The sequence below is a fragment of the Enterobacter cloacae complex sp. S3 genome, from assembly GCF_014930495.1.
Lineage (GTDB): Bacteria > Pseudomonadota > Gammaproteobacteria > Enterobacterales > Enterobacteriaceae > Enterobacter > Enterobacter asburiae_B.
Window position 1 is genome coordinate 93,626 of sequence record NZ_JADBRD010000028.1, and the last position, 23,307, is coordinate 116,932.

19 protein-coding genes are annotated in these 23,307 nt (G+C 54.1%); 7 read left to right on the top strand and 12 right to left on the bottom strand.

What is annotated here, in order from left to right; genetic code table 11:
- Position 1: 1 nt before the first annotated feature.
- From pqiA to rlmKL, 3 genes are read right to left on the bottom strand one after another with little or no spacing between them, the layout of a single operon-like run.
- The gene (gene pqiA, locus IM317_RS16345) at positions 2-1,255 is read right to left on the bottom strand and encodes a membrane integrity-associated transporter subunit PqiA (RefSeq protein ID WP_033145116.1); all 1,254 of its coding nucleotides are present in this window, start codon (positions 1,253-1,255) and stop codon (positions 2-4) included.
- Between the two features lie 13 nt (positions 1,256-1,268).
- Complete coding sequence (locus IM317_RS16350) at positions 1,269-3,176, bottom strand: ABC transporter ATP-binding protein (RefSeq protein ID WP_033145115.1); 1,908 nt, start codon at positions 3,174-3,176, stop codon at positions 1,269-1,271.
- 12 nt (positions 3,177-3,188) lie between these two features.
- On the bottom strand, positions 3,189-5,297 hold the full coding sequence (rlmKL, locus tag IM317_RS16355) for a bifunctional 23S rRNA (guanine(2069)-N(7))-methyltransferase RlmK/23S rRNA (guanine(2445)-N(2))-methyltransferase RlmL (RefSeq protein WP_033145114.1): 2,109 nt from the start codon (positions 5,295-5,297) through the stop codon (positions 3,189-3,191).
- A 98-nt stretch (positions 5,298-5,395) separates the two neighbouring features.
- On the opposite strand from rlmKL, the gene IM317_RS16360 reads away from it, so the two are divergent.
- The gene (locus tag IM317_RS16360) at positions 5,396-6,505 is read left to right on the top strand and encodes a YcbX family protein (protein WP_033145113.1); all 1,110 of its coding nucleotides are present in this window, start codon (positions 5,396-5,398) and stop codon (positions 6,503-6,505) included.
- Here IM317_RS16360 and zapC read toward each other — a convergent pair.
- Positions 6,502-7,044 carry a cell division protein ZapC gene (gene zapC / locus IM317_RS16365; RefSeq protein WP_023311020.1) on the bottom strand — a complete coding sequence of 181 codons (543 nt, stop codon included), beginning with the start codon at positions 7,042-7,044 and terminating at the stop codon, positions 6,502-6,504. The two genes, IM317_RS16360 and zapC, sit on opposite strands and share 4 nt — an antisense overlap.
- Before the next feature lie 165 nt (positions 7,045-7,209).
- Entirely contained in the window at positions 7,210-8,220 is a 1,011-nt protein-coding gene (pyrD, locus tag IM317_RS16370) for a quinone-dependent dihydroorotate dehydrogenase (RefSeq protein ID WP_023311019.1), read from the bottom strand.
- A 248-nt stretch (positions 8,221-8,468) separates the two neighbouring features.
- Here pyrD and ssuE point away from each other — a divergent pair, with 248 nt between their 5' ends.
- From ssuE to ssuB, 5 genes are read left to right on the top strand one after another with little or no spacing between them, the layout of a single operon-like run.
- Positions 8,469-9,044 carry an NADPH-dependent FMN reductase gene (ssuE, locus tag IM317_RS16375; protein ID WP_023335146.1) on the top strand — a complete coding sequence of 192 codons (576 nt, stop codon included), beginning with the start codon at positions 8,469-8,471 and terminating at the stop codon, positions 9,042-9,044.
- Complete coding sequence (locus tag IM317_RS16380; protein ID WP_033145112.1) at positions 9,037-9,999, top strand: sulfonate ABC transporter substrate-binding protein; 963 nt, start codon at positions 9,037-9,039, stop codon at positions 9,997-9,999. Before ssuE ends, IM317_RS16380 begins: the two co-directional genes overlap by 8 nt.
- Positions 9,996-11,141 (top strand): FMNH2-dependent alkanesulfonate monooxygenase, encoded by a 1,146-nt coding sequence (gene ssuD / locus IM317_RS16385; RefSeq protein ID WP_033145111.1) that lies wholly within the window; start codon positions 9,996-9,998, stop codon positions 11,139-11,141. The genes IM317_RS16380 and ssuD overlap by 4 nt, the downstream gene beginning before the upstream one ends.
- A 9-nt stretch (positions 11,142-11,150) precedes the next feature.
- Positions 11,151-11,942 (top strand): aliphatic sulfonate ABC transporter permease SsuC, encoded by a 792-nt coding sequence (gene ssuC, locus IM317_RS16390; protein ID WP_023311016.1) that lies wholly within the window; start codon positions 11,151-11,153, stop codon positions 11,940-11,942.
- Positions 11,939-12,709, top strand: coding sequence for an aliphatic sulfonates ABC transporter ATP-binding protein (gene ssuB, locus IM317_RS16395; RefSeq protein ID WP_033145110.1), 771 nt, complete (start codon positions 11,939-11,941; stop codon positions 12,707-12,709). Before ssuC ends, ssuB begins: the two co-directional genes overlap by 4 nt.
- A 96-nt stretch (positions 12,710-12,805) precedes the next feature.
- On the opposite strand, the gene pepN is transcribed toward ssuB, so the two are convergent.
- Together pepN and IM317_RS16405 are read right to left on the bottom strand one after the other, a co-directional pair.
- Positions 12,806-15,418: an aminopeptidase N gene (gene pepN / locus IM317_RS16400; protein WP_033145109.1), complete on the bottom strand. Its 2,613-nt coding sequence runs from the start codon at positions 15,416-15,418 to the stop codon at positions 12,806-12,808.
- A 256-nt stretch (positions 15,419-15,674) separates the two neighbouring features.
- Positions 15,675-16,061 (bottom strand): S24 family peptidase, encoded by a 387-nt coding sequence (locus tag IM317_RS16405; RefSeq protein WP_193362483.1) that lies wholly within the window; start codon positions 16,059-16,061, stop codon positions 15,675-15,677.
- Positions 16,062-16,306: 245 nt separating this feature from the next.
- Here IM317_RS16405 and IM317_RS16410 point away from each other — a divergent pair, with 245 nt between their 5' ends.
- Entirely contained in the window at positions 16,307-17,359 is a 1,053-nt protein-coding gene (locus IM317_RS16410) for an acyltransferase (protein WP_193362484.1), read from the top strand.
- A gap of 37 nt (positions 17,360-17,396) precedes the next feature.
- On the opposite strand, the gene IM317_RS16415 is transcribed toward IM317_RS16410, so the two are convergent.
- Genes IM317_RS16415 through IM317_RS16435 form a run of 5 tightly spaced genes read right to left on the bottom strand, consistent with a single transcriptional unit; the run spans position 17,397 to position 23,307 of the window.
- Positions 17,397-19,430 (bottom strand): hypothetical protein, encoded by a 2,034-nt coding sequence (locus IM317_RS16415; protein WP_193362485.1) that lies wholly within the window; start codon positions 19,428-19,430, stop codon positions 17,397-17,399.
- A 57-nt stretch (positions 19,431-19,487) separates the two neighbouring features.
- Positions 19,488-21,971: a host specificity factor TipJ family phage tail protein gene (locus IM317_RS16420; RefSeq protein WP_193362486.1), complete on the bottom strand. Its 2,484-nt coding sequence runs from the start codon at positions 21,969-21,971 to the stop codon at positions 19,488-19,490.
- The gene (locus tag IM317_RS16425; RefSeq protein ID WP_193362487.1) at positions 21,913-22,350 is read right to left on the bottom strand and encodes a peptidoglycan endopeptidase; all 438 of its coding nucleotides are present in this window, start codon (positions 22,348-22,350) and stop codon (positions 21,913-21,915) included. The genes IM317_RS16420 and IM317_RS16425 overlap by 59 nt, the downstream gene beginning before the upstream one ends.
- Positions 22,343-22,813, bottom strand: a complete 471-nt coding sequence (locus IM317_RS16430; protein WP_193362488.1) for a hypothetical protein — start codon at positions 22,811-22,813, stop codon at positions 22,343-22,345. Before IM317_RS16430 ends, IM317_RS16425 begins: the two co-directional genes overlap by 8 nt.
- The gene (locus IM317_RS16435; RefSeq protein ID WP_193362489.1) at positions 22,813-23,307 is read right to left on the bottom strand and encodes a hypothetical protein; all 495 of its coding nucleotides are present in this window, start codon (positions 23,305-23,307) and stop codon (positions 22,813-22,815) included. Before IM317_RS16435 ends, IM317_RS16430 begins: the two co-directional genes overlap by 1 nt.

A 23,307-nucleotide genomic window follows, 5' to 3' on the forward strand; every position in this document is an offset into this window, starting at 1 on the left:
CTTACTCTTCCTCATGGCTTGATTCAGGCTCACGATCCCACGATAAACGAGGGTCGAAGGTCATGGCCGCAAACATGGTCATAATCACGACCAGTGCAAACATTAAAGCCCCCATCGCGGGATAAATACTCATCAAACCGCCCATCCGCACCAGTGCAGAGAGAACGGCGATGACAAACACGTCAATCATTGACCAGCGTCCGACAAACTCGACCACTTCATAAATCAGGTGCATGCGTTCGCTGTCGCGTTTTCCATGACCCTTCGCATCCCAACAGAGCCAGGCGATGGCGATCATTTTTAAGGTTGGCACCATAATACTGGCGATAAAGATCACGCCGGCGACAGGATAGGAACCTTCGCCCCACAGCAGGATCACCCCGGCGAGGATCGTCGAGGGCATTTTATCGCCGAGCAAATCGGTGATCATGATCGGTAGAATATTGGCTGGCAGATACAGCATGATGGAGGTGACCAGCAGGGCCATCGTCCACTGAAGGCTATTTTTACGGCGTACGTGACCCTTCGTTTCGCAGCGCGGACAAACGTCGAGATCGGCGGGCAGCACGGCGGTACAGCACGGGCAGGAACGCAGCCCCTGACGAATGCCGGGCACGCCGACTTTTACCGTTTGCGCAAGCGTCGGTGCCGGGGCGATATCATCCCACGCCCAGCGTCTGTCCACGCACTGGAAAGCACGCAGCTGCAGGACACAGTACAGGCACCACGGAATAAAGCTGCTGCCGATCCCCACATCGCCGTACGCCATGAGCTTCACGAAACTGACCAGAATGCCCGCCAGAAAGATCTCGGCCATACCCCAGCTTTTAAGCTGAAAAAGGATACGCGCCAGCCGGATTTTCAGCGATGTCGGCATCCTGACGCGGTTGACCAGCAAAAGGATAACGACCAGGCAAAAAGCCGGGACTATCTGGACAAACAGGAGAAAAAAGGTGCCGAGGCTGGCGTAATCTTCCGAGAACATTACGCCCGGGATTTCAAGCAGATCCACCTGGCTGGTTATCCCTCCCACCTTCATATAGATGAAGGGGAAGAGATTGGAGAGCAGCAGCATGAACAATGCTGCCAGAGCGTAAGCAGTGGGACGCTGCCGCGGCGCGTCCCACTCGGTTGTCAACGTTGCGCCGCAACGTGGACACAGGGCTTTATGTCCGTGACCAAGCTCTGGCAACGCCACGAGCATATCGCATTGCGAGCATAAAATATGCCTGTCGGCATGGTGCTGGTCACACATATGTTATCCCTGTCTATGCGCCGTTTTTCAGAGACTCAAGGTACTCCCAGCGCTCAAATGCTTCTTCCAGGGCTTTTTCAGCCGCGGATAGTTCAGCCAGTACTTTCTGAGTATAGTCATGCGATTGGGTAAAGAATGACGCATCAGCGACCTGTTTTTGCAGATCCTCAAGCGCGGCCTCCAGCTCTTCAAGACGCTGCGGTAGCCCCTCCAGTTCGCGCTGCAGGTTATAGCTTAGTTTAGCCGAGGTTTTCTTGACAGTTTCTGCTTTTGTTACAGCAGGTTCTGAACTTATTTTGGACTTTGACTGTTTCTGCGCCAGAGACTGCGATTGCTGCCCTTTTGCATCGTGATAACCGCCTACGTATTGTCCAATTCGCCCTTCACCTTCGAAGATCCAGCACTCGGTTACGGTGTTATCCACGAACTGACGATCGTGGCTGACCAGCATTACGGTCCCCTGATAACCGTCAATCAGTTCTTCGAGCAATTCCAGCGTTTCGACATCCAGGTCGTTCGTTGGTTCATCGAGAATCAACAGGTTACTTGGTTTCAGGAACAGACGCGCCAGCAGCAGACGATTACGCTCTCCGCCAGATAACGCACGGACTGGGGTCATCGCACGTTTCGGATGGAACAGGAAGTCCTGCAGATAGCCCAGCACGTGGCGCGGTTTGCCGTTTACCATTACCTCTTGCTTGCCTTCGGCGAGGTTATCCATCACCGTGCGGTCCGGATCCAGCTCCGCGCGGTGCTGGTCGAAGTAGGCCACTTCCAGCTTAGTCCCACAGTGAATGCGGCCGCTGTCGGCCTGCAGCTGGCCCAGCATCAGCTTCAGCAGCGTGGTTTTTCCGCAGCCGTTCGGGCCGATAAGCGCAATTTTGTCGCCGCGCTGCACCTGGGCGGAGAAATCTTTCACCAGCACTTTGCCATCAACCTGATAGTTGACGTTTTCCATTTCGAAGACAATCTTGCCGGAACGGGACGCTTCTTCCACCTGCATTTTGGCGCTACCCATCACTTCACGGCGTTCGCTGCGCTCACGGCGCATTGCCTTCAGAGCGCGCACGCGGCCTTCGTTACGGGTACGGCGGGCCTTGATGCCCTGGCGGATCCACACCTCTTCCTGCGCCAGCTTGCGGTCGAACTCCGCATTCTGCAGCTCTTCCACGCGCAGGTTTTCTTCTTTCTCCAGCAGATAGGTGTCGTAATCGCCAGGATAGGTGACCAGCTTGCCGCGGTCGAGATCGACAATACGCGTCGCCATGTTGCGAATAAACGAACGGTCGTGCGAGATAAAGATGATGGTGCCGCTGAAGGTTTTCAGGAAGCCTTCCAGCCAGTCAATCGCTTCGATATCCAGGTGGTTCGTCGGTTCGTCCAGCAGCAGCACCTTCGGCCCGCTGACCAGCGCGCGGCCCAGGGCCGCTTTACGCAGCCAGCCGCCGGAGAGCGCCGACAGCTCCATGTCCGCTTCCAGACCAAGCTGGGCCAGAACCTCGTTAATGCGGTTTTCAAGCTGCCACAGACCGTGGTGATCGAGCATCTCCTGCACTTTCGCCAGTTCGTTGAGGTTCTTGTCGCTCGGGTCGGTCATCACCAGATGCGAAATCTCGTGATAGCGCTTCAGGTATTCGGCCTGCTCAGAAATGCCTTCCGCCACGAAATCGTAAACGCTGCCTGTCACGTGACGCGGCGGGTCCTGCTGGAGGCGAGAGACGATCAGATCCTGCTCGTACACGATGCGGCCGTCATCCAGCCCCTGTTCACGGTTGAGGATTTTCATCAGCGTGGATTTACCCGCGCCGTTACGGCCCACCAGACAGACGCGCTCGTTATCTTCGATATGCAGCTCTGCATTATCGAGAAGCGGCGAGTCGCTGAAAGAGAGCCACGCGCCGTGCATACTAATTAAAGACATTTATTTTTCCTTTCAGGCCGCGGTAATCAACCAGCAGTTATGAATTTGACGGTTACGGGCAAAGTCCTGAGACAGCGTTTTTTGGCTGATTTCTTGTGCTTTCAGTCCCAGGGCTGCTAAGCCGTCATGATCCATACGGAAGCCGCGTTTGTTGTTCGAGAACATAATGGTACCGCCCTTACGCAGCAGGCGCTTCAGGTCGGTCATCAGGCGCAGGTGATCGCGTTGAACGTCAAAGCTATCCTCCATACGCTTGGAGTTGGAGAAGGTCGGCGGATCGATAAAGATCAGATCGAACTGCTCGTCGGTATCACGCAGCCAGCCCAGCACGTCGGCCTGCATCAGTCGGTGCTGACGTCCGGTCAGCCCGTTAAGACGCAGGTTGCGCTCCGCCCACTCCAGATAGGTGCGGGACATATCCACCGTGGTGGTGCTTCGCGCGCCGCCCAGACCCGCATGCACGCTCGCGCTGCCGGTATAGGAGAACAGATTGAGGAAATCTTTGCCCTTGCTCATCTGGCCCAGCATGCGACGGGCGATACGGTGGTCGAGGAACAGGCCGGTATCCAGATAGTCTGTCAGGTTCACCCACAGGCGAGCGTTGTATTCGCCCACTTCGATGAAGTCGCCCTTCTCGCCCATCTTCTGGTACTGATTTTTCCCTTTCTGACGCTCGCGGGTTTTCAGCACCAGCTTGTTCGGCGCAATGCCGAGCACGGCGATGGTGGCCGCGATAACGTCCAGCATGCGCTGACGCGCTTTTTGCGCATCAATGGTTTTCGGTGGCGCATATTCCTGAATCACCACCCAGTCCGCGTAGCGGTCAACCGCCACGTTGTACTCCGGCAGGTCGGCGTCGTACAGGCGGTAGCATTCAATCCCTTCCTGCTTCGCCCATTTTTCATATTTTTTCAGGTTCTTGCGCAGGCGGTTGGCATAATCTTCCGCCACGCCGGATGGCTTACTGTCCGCCGCTTTCTCCGCAAGATGGTAGTTTTTCTGCACGCAGTCCAGCGGGCCGTTTTTCGCCTTAAACTGGCGATCGGCACGCAGCTGCAGGCAGCTCAGCAGCTCCGGCGAGGCGCTAAACAGCGACAGGTTCCAGCCGCCGAAGTAGTCCTTCATATTGCGGCCCAGCAGGCTGTGCAGGGCAATCAGCGCCGGCTCGCTGTCCAGACGCTCGCCGTATGGCGGGTTGCTGATCACGGTACCGTACGGACCTTTTGGCAGCGGGTTGGTCAGATTCGCCACGTCTTTCACCTCGAAGGTGACCAGCTCGCCGATACCGGCGCGACGGGCGTTGCTGCGCGCGCGTTCGATTACGCGCGGGTCGCTGTCCGAACCGTAGAAGTGGGAGGTGTACTCCGCCAGACCTTTACGCGCGCGGGTCTGCGCGTCGTCTTTGACCTCTTTCCAGAGCGCTTCGTCGTGCTGGGCCCAGCCTTTAAAGCCCCAGTGACCGCGATGCAGGCCCGGCGCGCGATCGGTTGCCAGCATGGCCGCTTCAATCAGCAACGTACCGGAACCACACATCGGATCGAGCAGCGGCGTGCCCTGCTGCCAGCCGGAGCGCATCACAATAGCGGCAGCCAGGGTTTCTTTAATTGGCGCCATACCGGTACGATCGCGGTAGCCGCGCAGGTGCAGGCCCGCGCCGCTCAGATCGAGAGAAATACTCGCCGTGTCACCGTTGAGCCAGACGTTAATACGCAGATCCGGATTTTCGCGATCGACGTTCGGACGTTCCTTATTTTTACGCGTGAAGCAGTCCACAATGGCGTCTTTGACGCGCAGGGCACCGTACTGGCTGTTGCGGATCTCGTCGTTCACGCCGTTGAAATGCACCGCAAAGGTGGCATTGGGCGTGAAGATCTCTGTCCAGTCGATCATCTGTACGCCGGTATAGAGGTCCAGGTCGCTATAGACCTTGCACTCCTTCATCGGCAGCATGATGCGCGACGCCAGACGGCTCCACATCAGGCTCTGGTAAATAAGCCGCGTGTCGCCCTCAAAATGGACACCACCCTGAACCACCTGGCACTCTTGCGCGCCCAGGCTTTCCAGTTCAGTTTTTAACAGCTCTTCCAGCCCACGGGCCGTACTGGCAAACAGAGAATTCATATCGTCACTTTTACTCTTAGAAAATTGTCGCGCATTATAGCTAATATGGCGTGTATGTCATAAAGTTGAAGGCTTATTTTCATTTGTGGGAGTGTGCAGTGGCGACGTTATCCAGGCTTTTTATTCATCCGGTGAAATCCATGCGCGGCATCGGCGTCTCTCACGCGCTGGCCGACATGAGCGGATTCGCCTTCGATCGTATTTTTATGGTCACCGAGCCTGACGGCACGTTCATCACCGCACGCCAGTTCCCGCAGATGGTTCGCTTTACCCCTTCCCCGCTTCATGACGGTTTGCACCTTACCGCGCCGGACGGTTCCAGCGCGGTCATTCGCTTTGCTGATTTTGCGCCTGTCGATGCGCCAACGGAAGTGTGGGGCAATCATTTTACCGCGCGAATCGCCCCGGATGAAATTAACCGCTGGCTGAGCGGTTTCTTCTCCCGCGACGTGCAGCTGCGCTGGGTAGGTCCTGAACCGACGCGTCGCGTGAAGCGCCACGACGCCGTTCCCCTCTCCTTCGCCGATGGTTTCCCATTCCTGCTGACTAACGAAGCCTCGCTGCGTGATTTACAAGGCCGCTGCAAGGCCAGCGTTCAGATGGAACAGTTCCGTCCGAACCTGGTGGTTACGGGTGCCGACGCCTGGGAAGAAGACACCTGGAAAGTGATCCGCATCGGCAGCGTCATCTTTGATGTCGTAAAACCCTGCAGCCGCTGCATTTTCACCACGGTGAGCCCTGAGAAAGGCCAGAAGCACCCTTCCGGCGAACCGCTGAAGACGCTGCAGTCGTTCCGCACCGCACAGGATAACGGCGATGTGGATTTCGGCCAGAACCTGATCCCGCGCTCCAGCGGCGCAATCCGCGTCGGTGATGAGGTAGAAATTCTTGCCCGAGGGCCTGCAAAAGCGTACGGCTCAGGTCAGGAAGAAGAAATGGTCGACGTTGTGACGAATGCCGCCTCTGCGGTAGATATTCACTGGCAGGGCAACGTCATCCGTGGCAACAACCAGCAGGTATTACTGGAGCAACTGGAGCAGGCAGGTATTCGCGTACCCTATTCCTGTCGCGCAGGCATTTGCGGATGCTGCCGCATCAGGCTGGTGGATGGAGAGGTCAGTGCGCTGAAAAAATCGGCAATTGGAAATGACGGCACAATTCTGTGCTGTAGCTGCATACCGAAAACGTCCGTACAGCTGGAAGCTTAAACCGCCTGTTCAAGGCTGAAGGAATCTACGCGCAGCTGCGGCTTCAGCCTGTCGTTCATCACTTTAATGGCATCGCCAAGCTGCATCGTCCGCCCGGCAATGGTTACGCCGGGCTGCGCCAGCAGGCAGAGCGCAGCATTTTCGCCTGGCTCAACCACCAGCAGGCTCACCTCTTCTGCGGTATCGCTCAGATTGACGCTGGCCGCGTCACCCGTTGCCGGGGTCCAGCTCATACCATGCGCAAGAAAATGCCAGCTTTTTGGCATTTGCGGTTTCAGGAAGCGGATAGCCACCAGCGCATTTAATACCAGCTCGGCACGCTGCTCTTTAGAGAGCACCAGATCGCGGCATTTTTCTTCAAAGGAGAAATAAAGCGCCGCATCGTCAACGCAAAAGCCCGACGGGGAAAATGCATCCGGGGTTAACATTCGGCGGGCAAAACGAGAACGAAACAACATGCCATTGGCTAAATCGAGCATCATTCGGTCATGCTCGTCGCAAAAATACCAGCGCCAGTTATCGTCAGGTTTAATTCGCATGTGTCTCTCCCGTCCCCAAACGTCCTGTACTAAAAATGTCCTGTTTGCCGCCTCGTTTATAACACCATTAATAAAAGACTATAATGACTAAATAAGCAACAGTGACGGAATATAAAACAACCAGGGCTGGAAATAAAGCCCTGGTTGTCTGATTAAGAGAAAAGATTAGATATGAGTAACGATTTCTTTAATCAGCGGCGGTCCTTTAAAAATAAAGCCGGAATAGATTTGCACCAGTGATGCACCCGCCGCCATCTTCTCGCGCGCAGCAATCACTGAGTCAATGCCGCCGACGCCAATAATCGGCAGACGTCCTTTTAATTCCGCAGACAGGGCGCGAATAATTTCGGTGCTTTTTAATTGCACCGGACGTCCACTTAACCCACCCGCTTCGTCACAGTTTTTCATTCCCTGCACGAGGGAACGATCGAGAGTGGTATTGGTCGCAATAACACCATCAATATTATGGCGAACCAAACTGTCGGCAACCTGGATCAATTCTTCAGGAGAAAGATCCGGGGCGATCTTAACCGCGACCGGAACATATTTATGGTGGATCGTCTGGAGTTCATTTTGTTTATTTTTAATGGCACTCAGAAGATCGTCCAGCGCTTCGCCATATTGTAAGGAACGCAGACCCGGAGTATTGGGTGAAGAAATATTCACCGCGATATAACCGGCATAGGCGTAGACTTTTTCCATACAAATCAGATAGTCATCTTTACCCTGCTCTACCGGCGTGTCTTTATTTTTACCGATATTGATGCCTAATATTCCGTCAAAATGGGCTTTTTTTACGTTCTCAACCAGGTGATCAACACCGAGGTTATTAAAGCCCATGCGGTTGATCAGCCCTTCGGCTTCAACCAGGCGGAACAGGCGCGGCTTGTCATTTCCCGGCTGCGGGCGCGGCGTGACGGTACCGATTTCAATGGAGCCAAAGCCCATCGCGCCCAGGGCATCAATGCACTCGCCATTTTTGTCCAGACCGGCCGCCAGACCCAGCGGATTCTTAAAGGTCAGACCCATGCACTGCACAGGTTTTTCCGGCACATTCTGACGCACCAGAGCGGCCAGCGGCGTTCCGGTAATACGACGTAATTGCTGGAATGTAAATTCATGAGCGCGCTCAGGGTCGAGCTGGAAAAGGGCTTTACGAACGAAGGGGTAGTACATGAACTCTCCTGGATTCCCGGTGTGCAAACCGGGAGGGGATTATGGGCGATCCACGCGCGAAAGGGAATTGACCTGCGGCAAAAAATCAGCGTAAAACGCAATCGTTTACCTCCCCGTCTATTTCTTATGCACTTTTTCGCATTTTAATTGCAGATAAATCATTTAGTGGAATAACCGCGCGGTGTCACACTCCTGAAAATTGTTATGAATGTTAGATAAAAGCAAACAATTGGTTATAAGGAGGAAGTATGCGCGTCATTACCCTGGCCGGAAGTCCACGATTCCCTTCGCGCTCCAGCGCCCTGCTGGAATATGCCCGCGAAAAACTCAATGCCCTGGATGTGGAAGTGTGCCACTGGAACCTGCATAACTTCGAACCTGAAGATCTGCTCTACGCCCGCTTCGACAGCCCAGCGCTAAAAACGCTCATCGAGCAGCTTAACGGCGCTGACGGCTTAATTGTGGCCACGCCTATTTATAAAGCCTCTTTTTCCGGGGCGCTGAAAACCCTGCTCGATCTGCTTCCGGAACGCGCCCTGGACGGCAAAGTCGTGCTGCCGCTGGCAACGGGCGGTACGGTTGCCCATTTACTGGCCGTGGATTATGCCCTGAAGCCGGTGCTGAACGCGCTGAAAGCGCAGGAGATCCTCCACGGCGTTTTCGCAGATGACTCCCAGGTTATCGATTATCAACATAAACCTCATTTTACGCCGAACCTGCAAACCCGCCTCGATACTGCCCTGGAAACCTTCTGGCATGCCCTGCACCGCCGGGATATCCAGGCCCCGGCGTTTGGTCAGCCTCAAGGAGTCGCACATGTTTAAAACGTTAACCCGCATCGGACTGGCAGGTCTGATGGCGCTTAGCTCGCTGGCCCATGCCGCAGAAGCGGCTCCGGAAAGTTTGCGCATTGGCTATCAGAAAGGCAGCGTCAGCATGGTGCTGGCGAAAAGCCACCAGCTGCTGGAAAAACGCTTCCCGGACACCAAATTCTCCTGGGTGGAATTCCCGGCTGGCCCGCAAATGCTGGAGGCCCTGAACGTCGGCAGTATCGATCTCGGCAGCACGGGTGATATTCCGCCGATATTCGCCCAGGCGGCGGGAGCGGACCTCGTCTATGTTGGCGTTGAGCCGCCCAAACCGAAGGCCGAAGTGATTCTGGTGCCTGAAAACAGCGACATTAAAAGCGTCGCCGACCTCAAAGGGCATAAAGTGGCTTTCCAGAAAGGTTCCAGCTCACACAACCTGCTGCTGCGTGCCCTGCAGGAAGCCGGGCTGAAGTTCACTGACATTCAGCCCGTTTACCTGACGCCTGCCGACGCCCGCGCCGCGTTCCAGCAGAAGAACGTTGATGCCTGGGCCATCTGGGATCCGTACTACTCCGCCGCATTGCTGCAGGGCGGCGTTCGCGTGCTGAAAGACGGTACCACGCTGAAGCAGACCGGCTCGTTCTATCTGGCCGCGCGTCCTTATGCGGAAAAGAACGGCGCATTTATCCAGGGCGTACTGGATACCTTTACTCAGGCCGATGCGCTGACCCAGACCCAGCGTCAGGAGAGCATTGCCCTGCTGGCGAAAACCATGGGCTTACCTGAGCCGGTGATCGCGAGCTATCTCAACCACCGTCCGCCGACCACCATTACGCCCGTGGACGCGCACGTCGCCGCGCTTCAGCAACAAACGGCTGACCTTTTCTATCAAAACCACCTGGTGCCAAAACAGGTCACTATTCGCGAACGCATCTGGCAGCCCGCAGGCAAAGAAGGAGCTAAATCATGAGTCTGAATCTTTTCTGGTTTTTACCCACCCACGGTGATGGACACTATCTTGGTACAGAAGAGGGCTCGCGCCCGGTTGACCACGGCTACCTGCAGCAGATTGCGCAGGCGGCGGACCGAATCGGTTTCACCGGAGTGCTGATCCCGACCGGACGTTCATGTGAAGATGCCTGGCTGGTCGCCGCGTCGATGATCCCGGTCACCCAGCGTCTGAAGTTCCTGGTTGCCTTACGCCCGAGCGTGGTCTCCCCCACCGTGGCGGCGCGTCAGGCGGCAACGCTGGACAGGCTGTCCAACGGCCGCGCCCTGTTTAACCTGGTGACGGGCAGCGATCCGCAGGAGCTGGCGGGCGATGGGGTGTTCCTCGACCATACCGAGCGCTACGAAGCTTCCGCCGAGTTCACCCGCGTCTGGCGACGTCTGCTGGAAGGTGAAACCGTCACCTTTGAAGGCAAGCATATTCACGTTCGTGACGCGAAGCTCTACTTCCCGCCGGTGCAGCAGCCGCGACCGCCGCTCTATTTTGGCGGATCGTCGGACGTAGCCCAGGATCTGGCGGCAGAGCAGGTCGATCTCTATCTGACCTGGGGCGAACCGCCTGAGCTGGCGAAAGAAAAAATTGCCCAGGTACGCGCTAAGGCGGCCGCCCATGGTCGCAAGGTGCGCTTCGGCATTCGCCTGCACGTAATTGTGCGGGAAACCAATGAAGAAGCCTGGCAGGCCGCCGACCGCCTGATCTCCCACCTGGACGATGAGACCATCGCCAGGGCGCAGGCCGCGTTTGCGAAAACCGACTCCGTCGGACAGCACCGAATGGCGTCCCTGCACAACGGCAAGCGCGAGAACCTGGAGATCAGCCCGAACCTGTGGGCGGGCGTTGGCCTGGTGCGCGGCGGTGCGGGCACGGCGCTGGTCGGCGACGGACCGACCGTAGCCGCCCGGATTAATGAATACGCAGACCTGGGTATCGACAGCTTTATTCTCTCCGGTTATCCGCATCTGGAAGAGGCGTACAAGGTGGGCGAGATGTTATTCCCGCATCTGGATGTCGCCATCCCGGAGATTCCGCAGCCGCAGCGGCTTCAGCTTCAGGGCGAAGCCGTGGCGAACGAGTTTATTCCCCGCAAAGCCGCGCAGAGCTAAGGAGCGACCATGTCTGCCACCTCCCAAAAATGGCTGCTGCGCGCCGCGCCGTGGTTTTTACCCGTCGGCATTGTGGCTCTCTGGCAGCTCGCGTCGTCCACCGGCTGGCTGTCGAGCCGCATTCTGCCCTCTCCGGAGGGCGTCGTAGAAGCGTTCTGGTCGCTGAGCGTGAGCGGTGAGCTGTGGCAGCATCTGGCGATCAGCTCCTGGCGCGCCGTGATTGGGTTTTCCATCGGCGGCAGCATCGGTCTGGTTCTGGGCCTGATCAGCGGCCTTTCCCGCTGGGGCGAGCGGCTGCTGGATACCTCCATTCAGATGCTGCGCAACGTGCCGCATCTGGCGCTGATCCCGCTGGTTATCCTGTGGTTTGGCATTGATGAGAGCGCCAAGATCTTCCTCGTGGCGCTGGGTACACTGTTCCCGATTTACATCAACACCTGGCACGGCATCCGCAACATCGATCGCGGTCTGGTGGAGATGGCACGCAGCTACGGCTTGTCCGGTTTTTCTCTCTTTATCCACGTGATCCTGCCTGGCGCCCTGCCCTCCATTATGGTCGGGGTGCGTTTTGCGCTCGGTCTGATGTGGCTGACGCTGATTGTGGCGGAGACCATCTCGGCCAACTCAGGTATTGGCTACCTGGCGATGAACGCCCGCGAATTCCTGCAAACGGACGTGGTGGTGGTTGCCATCATTCTGTATGCCCTGCTCGGCAAGCTCGCCGACGTCAGCGCCCAGTGGCTGGAGCGCAGCTGGCTGCGCTGGAACCCGGCCTATACCCTTCAGGAGGCGAAAGCATGAATACTGCACGACTGAACCAGGGAACGCCGTTACTGCTGAACGGCGTGACCAAACGCTACGGCGAAAACACCATTCTTAACGGGCTGGATCTGCATATTCCCGCCGGACAATTTGTGGCCGTTGTCGGGCGCAGCGGCGGCGGCAAGAGTACCCTGCTACGTCTTCTGGCCGGACTGGAAGCCCCCAACGGCGGAGACATTCTGGCAGGAACGACGCCGCTTTCGAATATTCAGGACGATACCCGCATGATGTTTCAGGATGCACGCCTGCTGCCGTGGAAAACGGTTATCGACAATGTCGGGCTCGGTCTTAAGGGCAGCTGGCGGGATGAAGCCCGGCAGGCGCTGGCCGCCGTTGGGCTGGAAAATCGTGCGGGTGAATGGCCTGCCGCCCTCTCGGGCGGGCAGAAGCAGCGCGTGGCGCTGGCGCGCGCGTTGATTCACCGTCCGGGCCTGCTGTTGCTTGATGAACCGCTCGGCGCGCTCGACGCCCTGACGCGGATCGAAATGCAGGATTTGATTGGATCCCTGTGGCAGGCGCACGGCTTTACGGTACTGCTGGTGACGCATGACGTGAGCGAGGCCGTCGCGATGGCTGACCGGGTGCTGCTAATTGAGGACGGGAAAATAGGCCTGGATCTGACGGTGGATCTTCCGCGGCCTCGTCGCGTGGGCTCGGCAAGGCTGGCGGAGCTGGAAGCTGAGGTATTGGATCGGGTGATGAAGCGCGGGGGGGCGGAGTTACAGCGAGCCAAGGCTAATGCCTGATGCCCTCACCCCGGCCCTCTCCCACGGGGAGAAAACACAAAAAACGGCAACCGAGGTTGCCGTTTTGCTTTTACCTGCCCACCGGGCAATTTTTTATTACTCTAAGGCTTTAGCAATCTTCTCGTACAGATCGCCAGACAGGTTTTCCAGCCCTTTCAGCTGCTCAAGCGCGGCACGCATCTTCGCCTGTCGCTTCGCATCGTAGCGTTTCAGACGGATCAGCGGCTCAATCAGGCGCGACGCCACCTGCGGGTTACGGCTGTTCAGCTCGGTCAGCATTTCCACCATGAACTGATACCCGCTGCCGTCTTCGGCGTGGAACGCGGCTGGGTTGCTGCTGGCAAACGCGCCAATCAGAGAACGCACGCGGTTTGGGTTGCTCAGGGTAAAGGAGCGATGCTTCAGCAGGCTGCGCACGTTGCTGAGCGCATCGGCCGCCGGGCTGGTCGCCTGCAGGATGAACCATTTGTCCATCACCAGGCCATCCTGATGCCACTTGTCATCGTACTCCTGCATTAACGCATCACGGCACGGCAGTTCAGCGGCAACGCTTGCACCCAGCGCGGCCAGGGCGTCGGTCATGTTATCCGCTTCGTGGTACTGCTTGCTCACCAGGGTGTTCGCCAGCTCGGTTTCACCAAACGCCAGATAGCGCAGGCAGGTATTGCGCAGAGAACGTTTGCCAATGTCCGCGTGCTCAACGCGATAAGCATCAAGCTTATTGGCGTTATATATAGCCAGGAACTCATCGGCCAGCTCTGCAGCCAGCGTACGGGTCAACGCTTCACGCACCGCCACGATGGCAATCGGGTCGATGATGTCAAACAGCTCGGCGATTTCAGTCGCTGACGGCAGGGTCAGAATTTCAGCGGCCAGGGCCGGGTCAATCTTCTCATCCAGCAGGATCGCGCGGAACGCGTCAGCCACATGGACAGGCAGCGACAGCGGCTGGCCCTGCTGATGACGGTTTACGTTGAGCTTAATGTAGGTCGCCAGCAGGCTTTGCGCCGCGTCCCAGCGGGAGAAGTCGTTACGCGCGTGACGCATCAGGAACGTCAGCTGCTGATCGCTCCACTTGTATTCCAGCTTCACCGGCGCGGAGAATTCACACAGCAGCGCAGGCACCGGCTGGAAGTAGACGTTATCGAAGATAAAGGTCTGCTCGGCCTGAGTCACGTTCAGCACGTGGTGTACCGGGTGGCCGCCCTTCTGGAGCGGGATGACTTTGCCTTCGTTATCGTACAGCTCAATGCTGAACGGAATATGCAGCGGATATTTCTCTTCCTGCTCCGCCGTCGGCGGCGTGCGCTGGCTGATGGTCAGGGTGTACTGCTCGGTTTCCGGATTGTAGTCGTCTTTGACGGTGACAATTGGCGTACCGGCCTGGCTGTACCAGCGGCGGAAGTGAGAGAGATCGACATTAGAGGCATCTTCCATCGCCTGCACAAAATCGTCGCAGGTGGCCGCGCTGCCGTCATGACGCTCGAAGTACAGCTGCATCCCTTTCTGGAAGTTCTCCTCGCCCAGCAGGGTGTGGATCATGCGGATAATTTCAGCACCCTTCTCGTACACCGTCAGGGTGTAGAAGTTGTTCATCTCGATGACTTTATCCGGGCGGATCGGGTGCGCCATTGGGCTGGCATCTTCCGCAAACTGCAGGCCACGCATGGTACGCACGTTGTTGATGCGGTTCACCGCGCGTGAACCCAGATCGGAGCTGAATTCCTGATCGCGGAAGACGGTCAGGCCCTCTTTCAGGCTCAGCTGGAACCAGTCGCGGCAGGTGACGCGGTTACCGGTCCAGTTGTGGAAATATTCGTGGCCGATAACGCGTTCGATATCGAGGTAGTCTTTGTCCGTTGCGGTATCGGTACGCGCCAGCACGTATTTGGAGTTAAAGACGTTAAGGCCTTTGTTCTCCATTGCGCCCATGTTGAAGAAATCGACGGCGACGATCATATAGATGTCGAGGTCATATTCGAGGCCGAAGCGCTCCTCGTCCCACTTCATGGAGTTGATGAGGGAGGTCATCGCCCACGGCGCGCGGTCCAGGTTGCCGCGGTCAACAAACAGCTCCAGCGCCACCTCGCGGCCTGAGCGCGTTTTGAAGGTGTCGCGCAGCACGTCGAAGTCCCCCGCCACCAGCGCAAACAGGTAGCACGGTTTCGGGAAGGGATCCTGCCACTGCACCCAGTGACGGCCATTCTCCAGCTCGCCTTCGCCTACGCGGTTACCGTTAGAGAGCAGGAAGGGATACAGGGTTTTATCGGCGATGATTTTGGTGGTGAAGCGCGCCAGGACGTCCGGACGGTCGAGATACCAGGTTATGTGGCGGAACCCTTCCGCTTCACACTGGGTACACAGCGCCACGCCCGACTGGTAAAGCCCTTCCAGCGCGGTGTTGGCGGCCGGGCTGATTTCATTCACGATGCGCAGCGTAAACTGTTCCGGCAGGTTGTCGATGACCAGCTGGTTGTTTTCTTCTTTATAGTCTGACCAGGCTTCATCATTAATATGCAGGGAGACCAGCGTCAGGTCTTCACCATCCAGACGCAGCGGCACCGCAGTTGCGCTATGGCGCGTCACCTGGCTCACCGCCGTGACAACGGTTTTTGTTGCATCCAGGTCAAAAGTCAGATCGATTTCGCTAATCAGGTAATCCGGCGCACGGTAGTCGTGGCGGTATTTGGCTTGTGGCTGTTGTGTCATAGAAAACCTTATGCATCGTTTGTCGAGTAACGTTTCAATATATTCCTGTTGCGCAAATCGCGCTATGCAGAATGTTCATCTTTTCAGGGTCAAAACCTTTTTTTGCTACATTTGTATAATATGAACCCATAATTTTTAAAATCGACAAAGACCGTCCAAGAGCGCACTACATAACAGATGGTTAGAGTCGTTGAAAACATCAGTCGTCTAAGTTCACCTTAGAGCGAGTGCTGTTTTGTGTCCCACCCATGCCCCATCACATCACCGGACAATCATCAAACTCACCAGAACGCGCATCGTTGATGATGTAGGTGATCACCCCAAATATCGCATCCGGGCTATCCCCTTCATCGTGAGCCGGTATCTCTTCACGCCTTCCTGTCTGCAAATCCTCCAGGTGAGGCTTGGGTGATTTTCGATACCTATTTATCCTCAGCTCGCCTTCCATTCTGCAAACCAGCAATGAACCATCACATGGGCTAAGCGATGCGTCGACAACCAGCAAGGCTCCAATAAGTATGCCCTCTCGGTAATGCGTCGCTCCAGCACGCATGAAGTACGTAGCAGCTGGCCTGGTAATAATGCGCTGGTCTAGTGATATGCGTTGTTCAACGTAGTCTGCTGCAGGGCTCGGGAATCCCATGATGCACCTCCGATAGTTACTGTATATGCATACAGTATTATTGATCTGTGGCATCGATCAAGCAAAATGACATGCTATTGCGCTAAGTATACGTAAATAAAAACTATTATCTTTTAAGTCACAGCTCTCATTTGTGAAAATCTTAGTAGCCAGAAGTGGTGCTCTTAATGGTGATGATTTAAATTGTTTGTTACTATGCATGCCACTAGCAAAGCCAGTTTTTAACACACAGCTGAAGGTCTACCATGTTACTTAGAAACATACTGAACAAGGGGAACAACAACCTTGATTTGATTAGAATATTTGCTGCATGCATGGTTATTTATGGTCATTCATTTGCGATATCACCAGAGCCTGGAAAGGTTGACATTATCCAGCAACTGCTTGGCTTTGATTATTCTGGTTCCATTGCAGTAAAAATATTCTTTTTTATTAGCGGCTTAGTCGTTGCAAACTCATTTATGCTTAAACAAAACGTCTCCGAGTTCATTTTAAGCAGGTTCTTTAGAATATATCCCGCCCTTATAGTTGTCTGCATTTTTGGATATGCATACGCCTTTACATTCACAACTTCAACTCAAGATGAATTTTCGACAGGAGCGCCTCTTGCTAAATACATTTATGGAATTGTAACTCTTGAGTTTTGGTGGAAATTCCCTGGTGTGTTTGACAAAAACAATATTCCAGCATTTAACGGATCGCTATGGTCTATATATTATGAAATTGGCTGCTACATAACAATGCTGTCAATATTTGTACTCTCGCAATTCAATAAAAAGCTGTTATCTGCCATATGTTTTTTGATTATTTTGGATGCCGTTTATTTAAAGCTCATGATTTTTCATGACATATACGGACATGAAGAGATGAGATTTTTACCAGCCTGCTTCGCGCTAGGCGTTATTTTTTCCATAAATAAAGATAAGATAACAATAAACCAGACAACCTTCTTGTCAATGGTCTTACTTTCTTGCGTTCTGAGCTCACTAAACAGCGAGATTGCACAAGTTACAGTTTATACAACAATTATGTACGGCGTCCTTTATATCTCTTCTACAAGTTTGCTGCTAAAGGTTAAGCCTCCTTTTGACATGTCATATGGGATATACCTTTATGGATTCCCAATACAGCAAATAATAGCACAGCACTTCAATGAGCATGGGTTGCTATTTAACCAGTTAACTAGTCTTCTTATGGCAATTGCAGCAGGAACAATCAGTTGGTTTGTTATAGAAAAAAGATTTATTAACATTGGTCGAAATATACTTAACAGAAAACAAGCTATGTCTATTGCGTGACTTTAAAAAATATAGCGGCGTACTGCCGCTATTAGCATCATGGCATCCTAACCACACCAACAATATTGTTTGGGTTTGCAGGAAGAGCCGAGCCAGTAATTGTTAATTTAAGAAAACCTGAATTGTTTGATGGCGTGACTGTTATATTTGACACTGCGCCATCGAGATATACGGCATCATTATAAACCCTTCCTCGTACCTTTTGACCCTCAATAGTTAAGTTGATGATGACAATCATGTGTGGCCTGAACGTGACAGCCGTATAAATAGCTCTTGTGGCAACTCCCTCATTAACCTGTGAGCAGAACGGTATTGTTGCTGATGAGTCACCCTGGTCTCCACTGAAAGGCAAATCAACTTTCCCACCAGTGAAGTTCTGACGTGCAATAAAGTTACCCGACCCATCGAGCGCTACTACCGGGAATGAAATTTTCTCAAATCCTGATAATGACCACCCAGCCGGAAGACCTGGAAGCGTGTTTGCTGACACACTTGCCGGTGGAATGTTAACTGTAATACCGTTGAGACTTCCTGTAGCAGTATCAAATATTTTGTTGCAGTTATGGAAATAACTGTTCTGCCCAAACTGACCACTGCTCAATGTATGTCCATAGAAGCATGTATTAACATTGTTGAAAAATCCATCTATCACAATATTTCTATGGCCGATTACAGTACCCATGTCAATTGCTAAATCTGTAATATCCTCATAATACCCATAGATGTGAATTGGCATCACCTCTCCAGTGAAAACAATGCCTTTATCACATCCTTCAGCATTTACAAATTCAAGCCTTTGCCCATTGACAGCGCCGTCAAATCGGTAAGCCAACTTGCGCTGAATCACGTTAATGTGATGAATGTTCTGTGAATTAATATAAGTACTGAACAAGAAAGCGGGTTGTGTATGCGTTTTAGGCGCAGTTGGGTTTCTTGATGTCATGGTATGGAAAGCGCCATACCAGGATGAGTCAGCAACGCCACACTGCACGCAATCCACAAATGTCAGGCTATGAATCTCGCTCTGCTCAGCGAAGTTCTTCACGTTATAGCCTAGACCGGCATTTCTGATTATACCGTTGTGGATTTTTGTTCCTGTGATCCGGTATGTCCCATCAGGAAGCGAAAGGTTGCTTTCAAGAACACCATTAGTCACGTTGTAGCCACCAGTCACAAAGATCGTATTTGTATTATTACCAACGATCTCAGCACCACACAGATCTATTTCAACCTGAGAAGGAACGATTATTAATGCGTTACCGGTTACATTGAACTTACCTCCCTGGGTCAGAACCTTCCTTATGCCTGGGTTTAGCGAAGACGAATATACGTCACCAGCAACACGGCTTCCGGCAGCTTTAACAGCATCAGCAAAAGCAGATGTGTTATCTGTCGCTCCATTATAAGCACCAAAGAATTCTACGTAGAGATCTCCACACTCCCTTACCCAGCGGCCTGAACCTGTAATTGCCGTAGGCTTGATTATCACGCCGTTGTCATCATCCCTGGAATTCCCTGCATCCCAGTAAAATAAACCTCCACCACCAGCAACGCCAGACCGGTATGATTTGACCTGGATTCTCTGCAAGTTTGTGGTGCCAGAAATTCCTCTTAGCGCTGAAATAGAACTAACGGCCCCAATAATGCCATATCCATCAGGAGAGGTGAGTTGACCTCTCAAGGATGAGTCACCAACACTCAGCCACTTACCAACCCCTACTCCCCCTGTAGTTTCTGGCGTTGAACCTGCTGGTACATATTTAGGGAGAGGGCCATCCCATCGATAGTATTCACCGTTTGCTTCATTCAATAAAGCCTGGTTTGGCAGTGTTATTTCGTTACCAGGAAGAGGAGCTCCAATCTGAAAGCTTTTTAAAGGGATAAACCCAATCTGAGAAATTACCTGGTCGGCGGTATATTCTATTCCAGCAATAGTCAAGTGTTGCACACCAAACCGATCAGTGTATGTATGACTTTCAGACGTTACAAACTCATCAATTTTCCCCGCGTTAAATTTAAGATCGCGAGGAGATTCGCTTGGTACTGGCATGTTAGTAGGTTGCGTAGCCATATTTATTCCATAAAAAAACCCGGCGCTATGGCCGGGTTGTGGTGATCGGGATGGGTCTTATTGGTAAATCAGATCGCTATACTCAGCGAGGGTTAATGCAGTGCTACCCTTGCCGTCTGGTTGTTTCGCCGTGATAGTCCACTGCCCTGCATCGAGCTCCTGTGAGGTGGCGATAACGTACCGAGATGGAGACTGGACGTCGAAACCATCAAACAGGTTGAGTTCGATATTAGGGATAGCAGCGGTAAAGCCGAACGCTGTATCAGCACGCGGAGACGCAGGGTATCTCGCTGTGGTGGCGCCGGATGAATCCGTGACCTGCACAAACATGCTTCCGGAGAAGTTGATTCGTTCACTCGTTTCGAAGTCATTCCCAGCCCGCGACACGATATAACCGGCCTGCTGGTTGGTATCGTACGTGTCCGGCACCTGAACCATATCGCCAATGTTTACCCACTCTCCGTCCGCCATTGCGGTGATTTGCATGGTCATGCGGGAGTAGATAAGCCGCTTGCACTCGCGCAGCGCGCGCTCGTCGGCCTGAAAGCGATTCCTGACGTACAGCATTTCGAACTTTTTCGCTTTGGCCGGCGATCCTTCAATGATGGAATTTCCGGATATCCGGTACCGGACAAAGTCCTGCTTATTGGTGTCCGGGTTACGATACTGCACCTCTACGCCGTCATAGCCGCCAGGAAGCGTCATGTCGTAGGAGAGCGAGTAGCCATCAGGTTTGGTGTTAGAGCGGTTGAATATCGTGGCCGCAGAGGTCTTTTTTCCGTCTCTGGTGAATGACAGAACGCCATTGTCGTCGTAAACCGATACGCTGGCGGCGTCACAGATAGTCTCCATGCGCGAACCAAGCGACACATCCTCATCGTCAAAGGTGAAATCGAAATAACCCAGACGCGGGTCGATAGCGTCTATTTGAGTCTGTATCTGGTACAGACCGTAAATATCAATGCTCGACTCCGGCTGCTTCCCGACCACCAGCCAGTTAAACAGCGCAATATCTGCAAACTTGCGCGATGGCCTGAGCGTGTAGTCGACCTGCTGAGTCGTCATGTTGTAGCTGATGACGTGGCGGGTGATCAGCGCGTTATACTTCCTGTCGCGCCCACTTGAGGCATTCTCGGTGGCCCTGACTTTCACCATTACCAGCGAATCTTCAGCGTGAACGACGTTCGTCCTGACGTTTACCGCATGAATCTCTTCTACCTGCAACTTGCTCGCATCGCTGCTGTTGTCGGTCCTCTGGAAGGTGATCGCATAGCGCCCAAACCCGGCCACCGGGGTTAGTTTGTCAGTCCGGTTAAACGTCTCAGACATGTAGTCGTGAGGCGTAGTCTGCCGGTACGTAAACGTCTGCTCAGTTCCGGGTATCAGGTTGTTGTCATTGTCGACCTTCCAGATGTTGACCACCCAGTTCGTTTCGCTGTTCCCGCCGAGCCCGGAGTTAGTATGCAGCCACAGCTGGCTAGACGGTATAGGCGAGAAGAACGGGCCTACTATCAGCGCGGCGTTATCGTTCAGAATGAACTTCGTCGTGTTAATAGTTGCATCCTGAATGGGGATAGACGGTCCATTCAGGTTGTCGAACGTGAACGTGTAATAATAAACAGGGCTGACGACTGATCCATCGTTTGTCTCCGCAAAGCTTATAAGGCGCCCGGAAAGGGTGACATCTTCCGTGCGCGTTCCGCCGGTGATCGGGTACGTCACGTTGATAGTGAACGTGACCGGGTGCGGGAAAGTCAGGTCAGCGAAGTAGTCGAAGTCCGCCTGTTTAACGATTTTCATCGCTATCTGGCCGCCAGCATAAACGCCACTGATGACGGTGTTTGCTGTCGCTGTCTCGATCGGGAAATCGTCACTTTCGTTCAGGCCTGGTACTTCCTGCCCGTCGACATCGTCGAACTGATATCCCTCATTCACCACCGGTATGACATCACCTGGCTGGTAAATGGTGTAGCTGGCACCGGCCATAGAACCAAGATTCGACTCCGAGAAACGAACAGAAGTTACATCGTACTTCCCCAGGCCAAACACCATCAGCTCAGTGATGTATTTCAGGTTGCTGATGTATTCAAAGAGCGACTCCTGAGCCAGATCAGGGAAAGAGCGGACCTGGCCGAAATTGTCCGGCTTCGCCTCGCCATTGCGCGCGATGTTAGTCTGCCCCTTCAGGCTGTTATTAGGTGAGGTCTTACTGTTTCCGCCGCCGGCGTTCGTGTTTGGCTTCGGCATCAGCGAAGACAACACCTTTTGGGTGAACTTGATCGGGTTCAGGTGCTCGAGCGGGTTTAGCAACGTGCCGACAAGACCGCCGCTCTTCGGCTGGTCGAAAATTATTACCCGGTCGTCATCCTGAAGTGCAAACTCCAGCTCATCATCTGGCTGCAGTTCTTTGCCGTTAACGTTGATGCGAATATCGCGGTGAAAACTTTCCTGCTCAAGCCACTCGGAAAATAACGTGCCGGCTTTAACAATCGCCCGGTCCTTCGGCATCCCCGGAACGCGCTGAATCTCGATTACCGGCATAGGTGTAAAACTCCACTCTGGTGAATAGCTTCTGTATTGTCCGGATAGCGTCGAACCGGACGTGTCCATTTTCCCCGCGGCTGTGCAGCGCGCGACCATCAACAATCAGGCCGACATGCACAGGCTGGCTGCCAACCCAGGCGACGAAGATCCCGCTCTCAGTGAACGTGGCGCCCGGCTGCCAGAAGACAACGCCAGAGTCATAGCACGTCATGAAGTCGCGCCCGGATTCGTAATCCACAGTCTGGTGAATCTCGATCCCCAGAACGTGGCGGTAATAGAGCACCACCAGGCCCCAGCAGTCAGCAGCGTCAAAGCTGCAGGCGCGGTTACTCCAGGGAATGCCCTCCACACGGGATATAAACTCGTCTTTAAGCATTCTGGAGCCCCGTATATTCTTCGACAGTATACAGCCGCCCGACGTTACGATTGAGCGGATTTACGCGCGTCAGGCTGCACGTCACGTCCTTGTCGTCCATCGAGCAGTCGCTGACGTAGAGCGTCCACGACTTGATGGCCGTGGACATGTCGGCTGCGTCAAATTGCTGGTACGTCGCCGAGATTGGCGTGATGCGCGAGTAGGCTTTCCACTGTTTGAGCTGTTTCTTGAAGTCCTGCGCCAGCCGGCCAAATTTGACGGTGCTGTCGAGGATCGGCGTGTTGCTCTGCTGGCTTTCGGTTAACTCCATTCTGCATGGTGTGTAGACCTGACCGCCGAGCGTTTTTGGGAAAATCTGGTTGTTAACGAGCCTAATATAGCCAAAGACCGGGCTGTAAAACGTGATGGTTTCGTACAGGATTCGGTTTGGCCTTCGGCTCTGAAATTCTCTGAGCGTCGGCATTATGGCACCTTCGGTAAGCTCTCCGGGTCGCGCCCGTCAGGATAGCCAGTGACAACGATATCCAGCCATGAGGCCCACGGCGGAGGAAGCTCAATGATGATATCGTCAAACTCGTCATCTGAGTTAACCAGCTCGCGAGCAACGACATTACCGCTCCACGTGAAAATAGATCCGGACTGTGACCATGACGGCCAGGAGAGAAAGTGTAATTCCTGCACCTCGACGCCGGTGTCTCCGGTCCCGGTTCCGAGTGGCATCGTGAACCACTGATTGCAGTTATCGAGGTAGTTAGGGCTGCGCAACCACTGCATGAATGCCCGGTGCTGGTCCTGGGTGAATATCCACGTCAGGGAGACAGACGTCTTCAGATCGTCGGTTAATTTCTGGAATACCGGCGCGCCGACCGTCGGCTGGTCGACGCGAAACCCGGTATCGGTAGTGGGTGATTTCCCTTTCTGGGCCAGCGGCAACCAGTCAGGGTACGGAATTGGCAT

Excerpts from the sequence above, each read along its gene's own strand:
- pqiA (WP_033145116.1), bottom strand. The coding sequence starts at position 1,255 with ATGTGTGACCAGCACCATGCCGACAGGCATATTTTATGCTCGCAATGC.
- IM317_RS16350 (WP_033145115.1), bottom strand. The coding sequence starts at position 3,176 with ATGTCTTTAATTAGTATGCACGGCGCGTGGCTCTCTTTCAGCGACTCG.
- rlmKL (WP_033145114.1), bottom strand. The coding sequence starts at position 5,297 with ATGAATTCTCTGTTTGCCAGTACGGCCCGTGGGCTGGAAGAGCTGTTA.
- zapC (WP_023311020.1), bottom strand. The coding sequence starts at position 7,044 with ATGCGAATTAAACCTGACGATAACTGGCGCTGGTATTTTTGCGACGAG.
- pyrD (WP_023311019.1), bottom strand. The coding sequence starts at position 8,220 with ATGTACTACCCCTTCGTTCGTAAAGCCCTTTTCCAGCTCGACCCTGAG.
- ssuE (WP_023335146.1), top strand. The coding sequence starts at position 8,469 with ATGCGCGTCATTACCCTGGCCGGAAGTCCACGATTCCCTTCGCGCTCC.
- IM317_RS16380 (WP_033145112.1), top strand. The coding sequence starts at position 9,037 with ATGTTTAAAACGTTAACCCGCATCGGACTGGCAGGTCTGATGGCGCTT.
- ssuD (WP_033145111.1), top strand. The coding sequence starts at position 9,996 with ATGAGTCTGAATCTTTTCTGGTTTTTACCCACCCACGGTGATGGACAC.
- ssuC (WP_023311016.1), top strand. The coding sequence starts at position 11,151 with ATGTCTGCCACCTCCCAAAAATGGCTGCTGCGCGCCGCGCCGTGGTTT.
- ssuB (WP_033145110.1), top strand. The coding sequence starts at position 11,939 with ATGAATACTGCACGACTGAACCAGGGAACGCCGTTACTGCTGAACGGC.
- pepN (WP_033145109.1), bottom strand. The coding sequence starts at position 15,418 with ATGACACAACAGCCACAAGCCAAATACCGCCACGACTACCGTGCGCCG.
- IM317_RS16405 (WP_193362483.1), bottom strand. The coding sequence starts at position 16,061 with ATGGGATTCCCGAGCCCTGCAGCAGACTACGTTGAACAACGCATATCA.
- IM317_RS16410 (WP_193362484.1), top strand. The coding sequence starts at position 16,307 with ATGTTACTTAGAAACATACTGAACAAGGGGAACAACAACCTTGATTTG.
- IM317_RS16415 (WP_193362485.1), bottom strand. The coding sequence starts at position 19,430 with ATGGCTACGCAACCTACTAACATGCCAGTACCAAGCGAATCTCCTCGC.
- IM317_RS16420 (WP_193362486.1), bottom strand. The coding sequence starts at position 21,971 with ATGCCGGTAATCGAGATTCAGCGCGTTCCGGGGATGCCGAAGGACCGG.
- IM317_RS16425 (WP_193362487.1), bottom strand. The coding sequence starts at position 22,350 with ATGCTTAAAGACGAGTTTATATCCCGTGTGGAGGGCATTCCCTGGAGT.
- IM317_RS16430 (WP_193362488.1), bottom strand. The coding sequence starts at position 22,813 with ATGCCGACGCTCAGAGAATTTCAGAGCCGAAGGCCAAACCGAATCCTG.
- IM317_RS16435 (WP_193362489.1), bottom strand. The coding sequence starts at position 23,307 with ATGCCAATTCCGTACCCTGACTGGTTGCCGCTGGCCCAGAAAGGGAAA.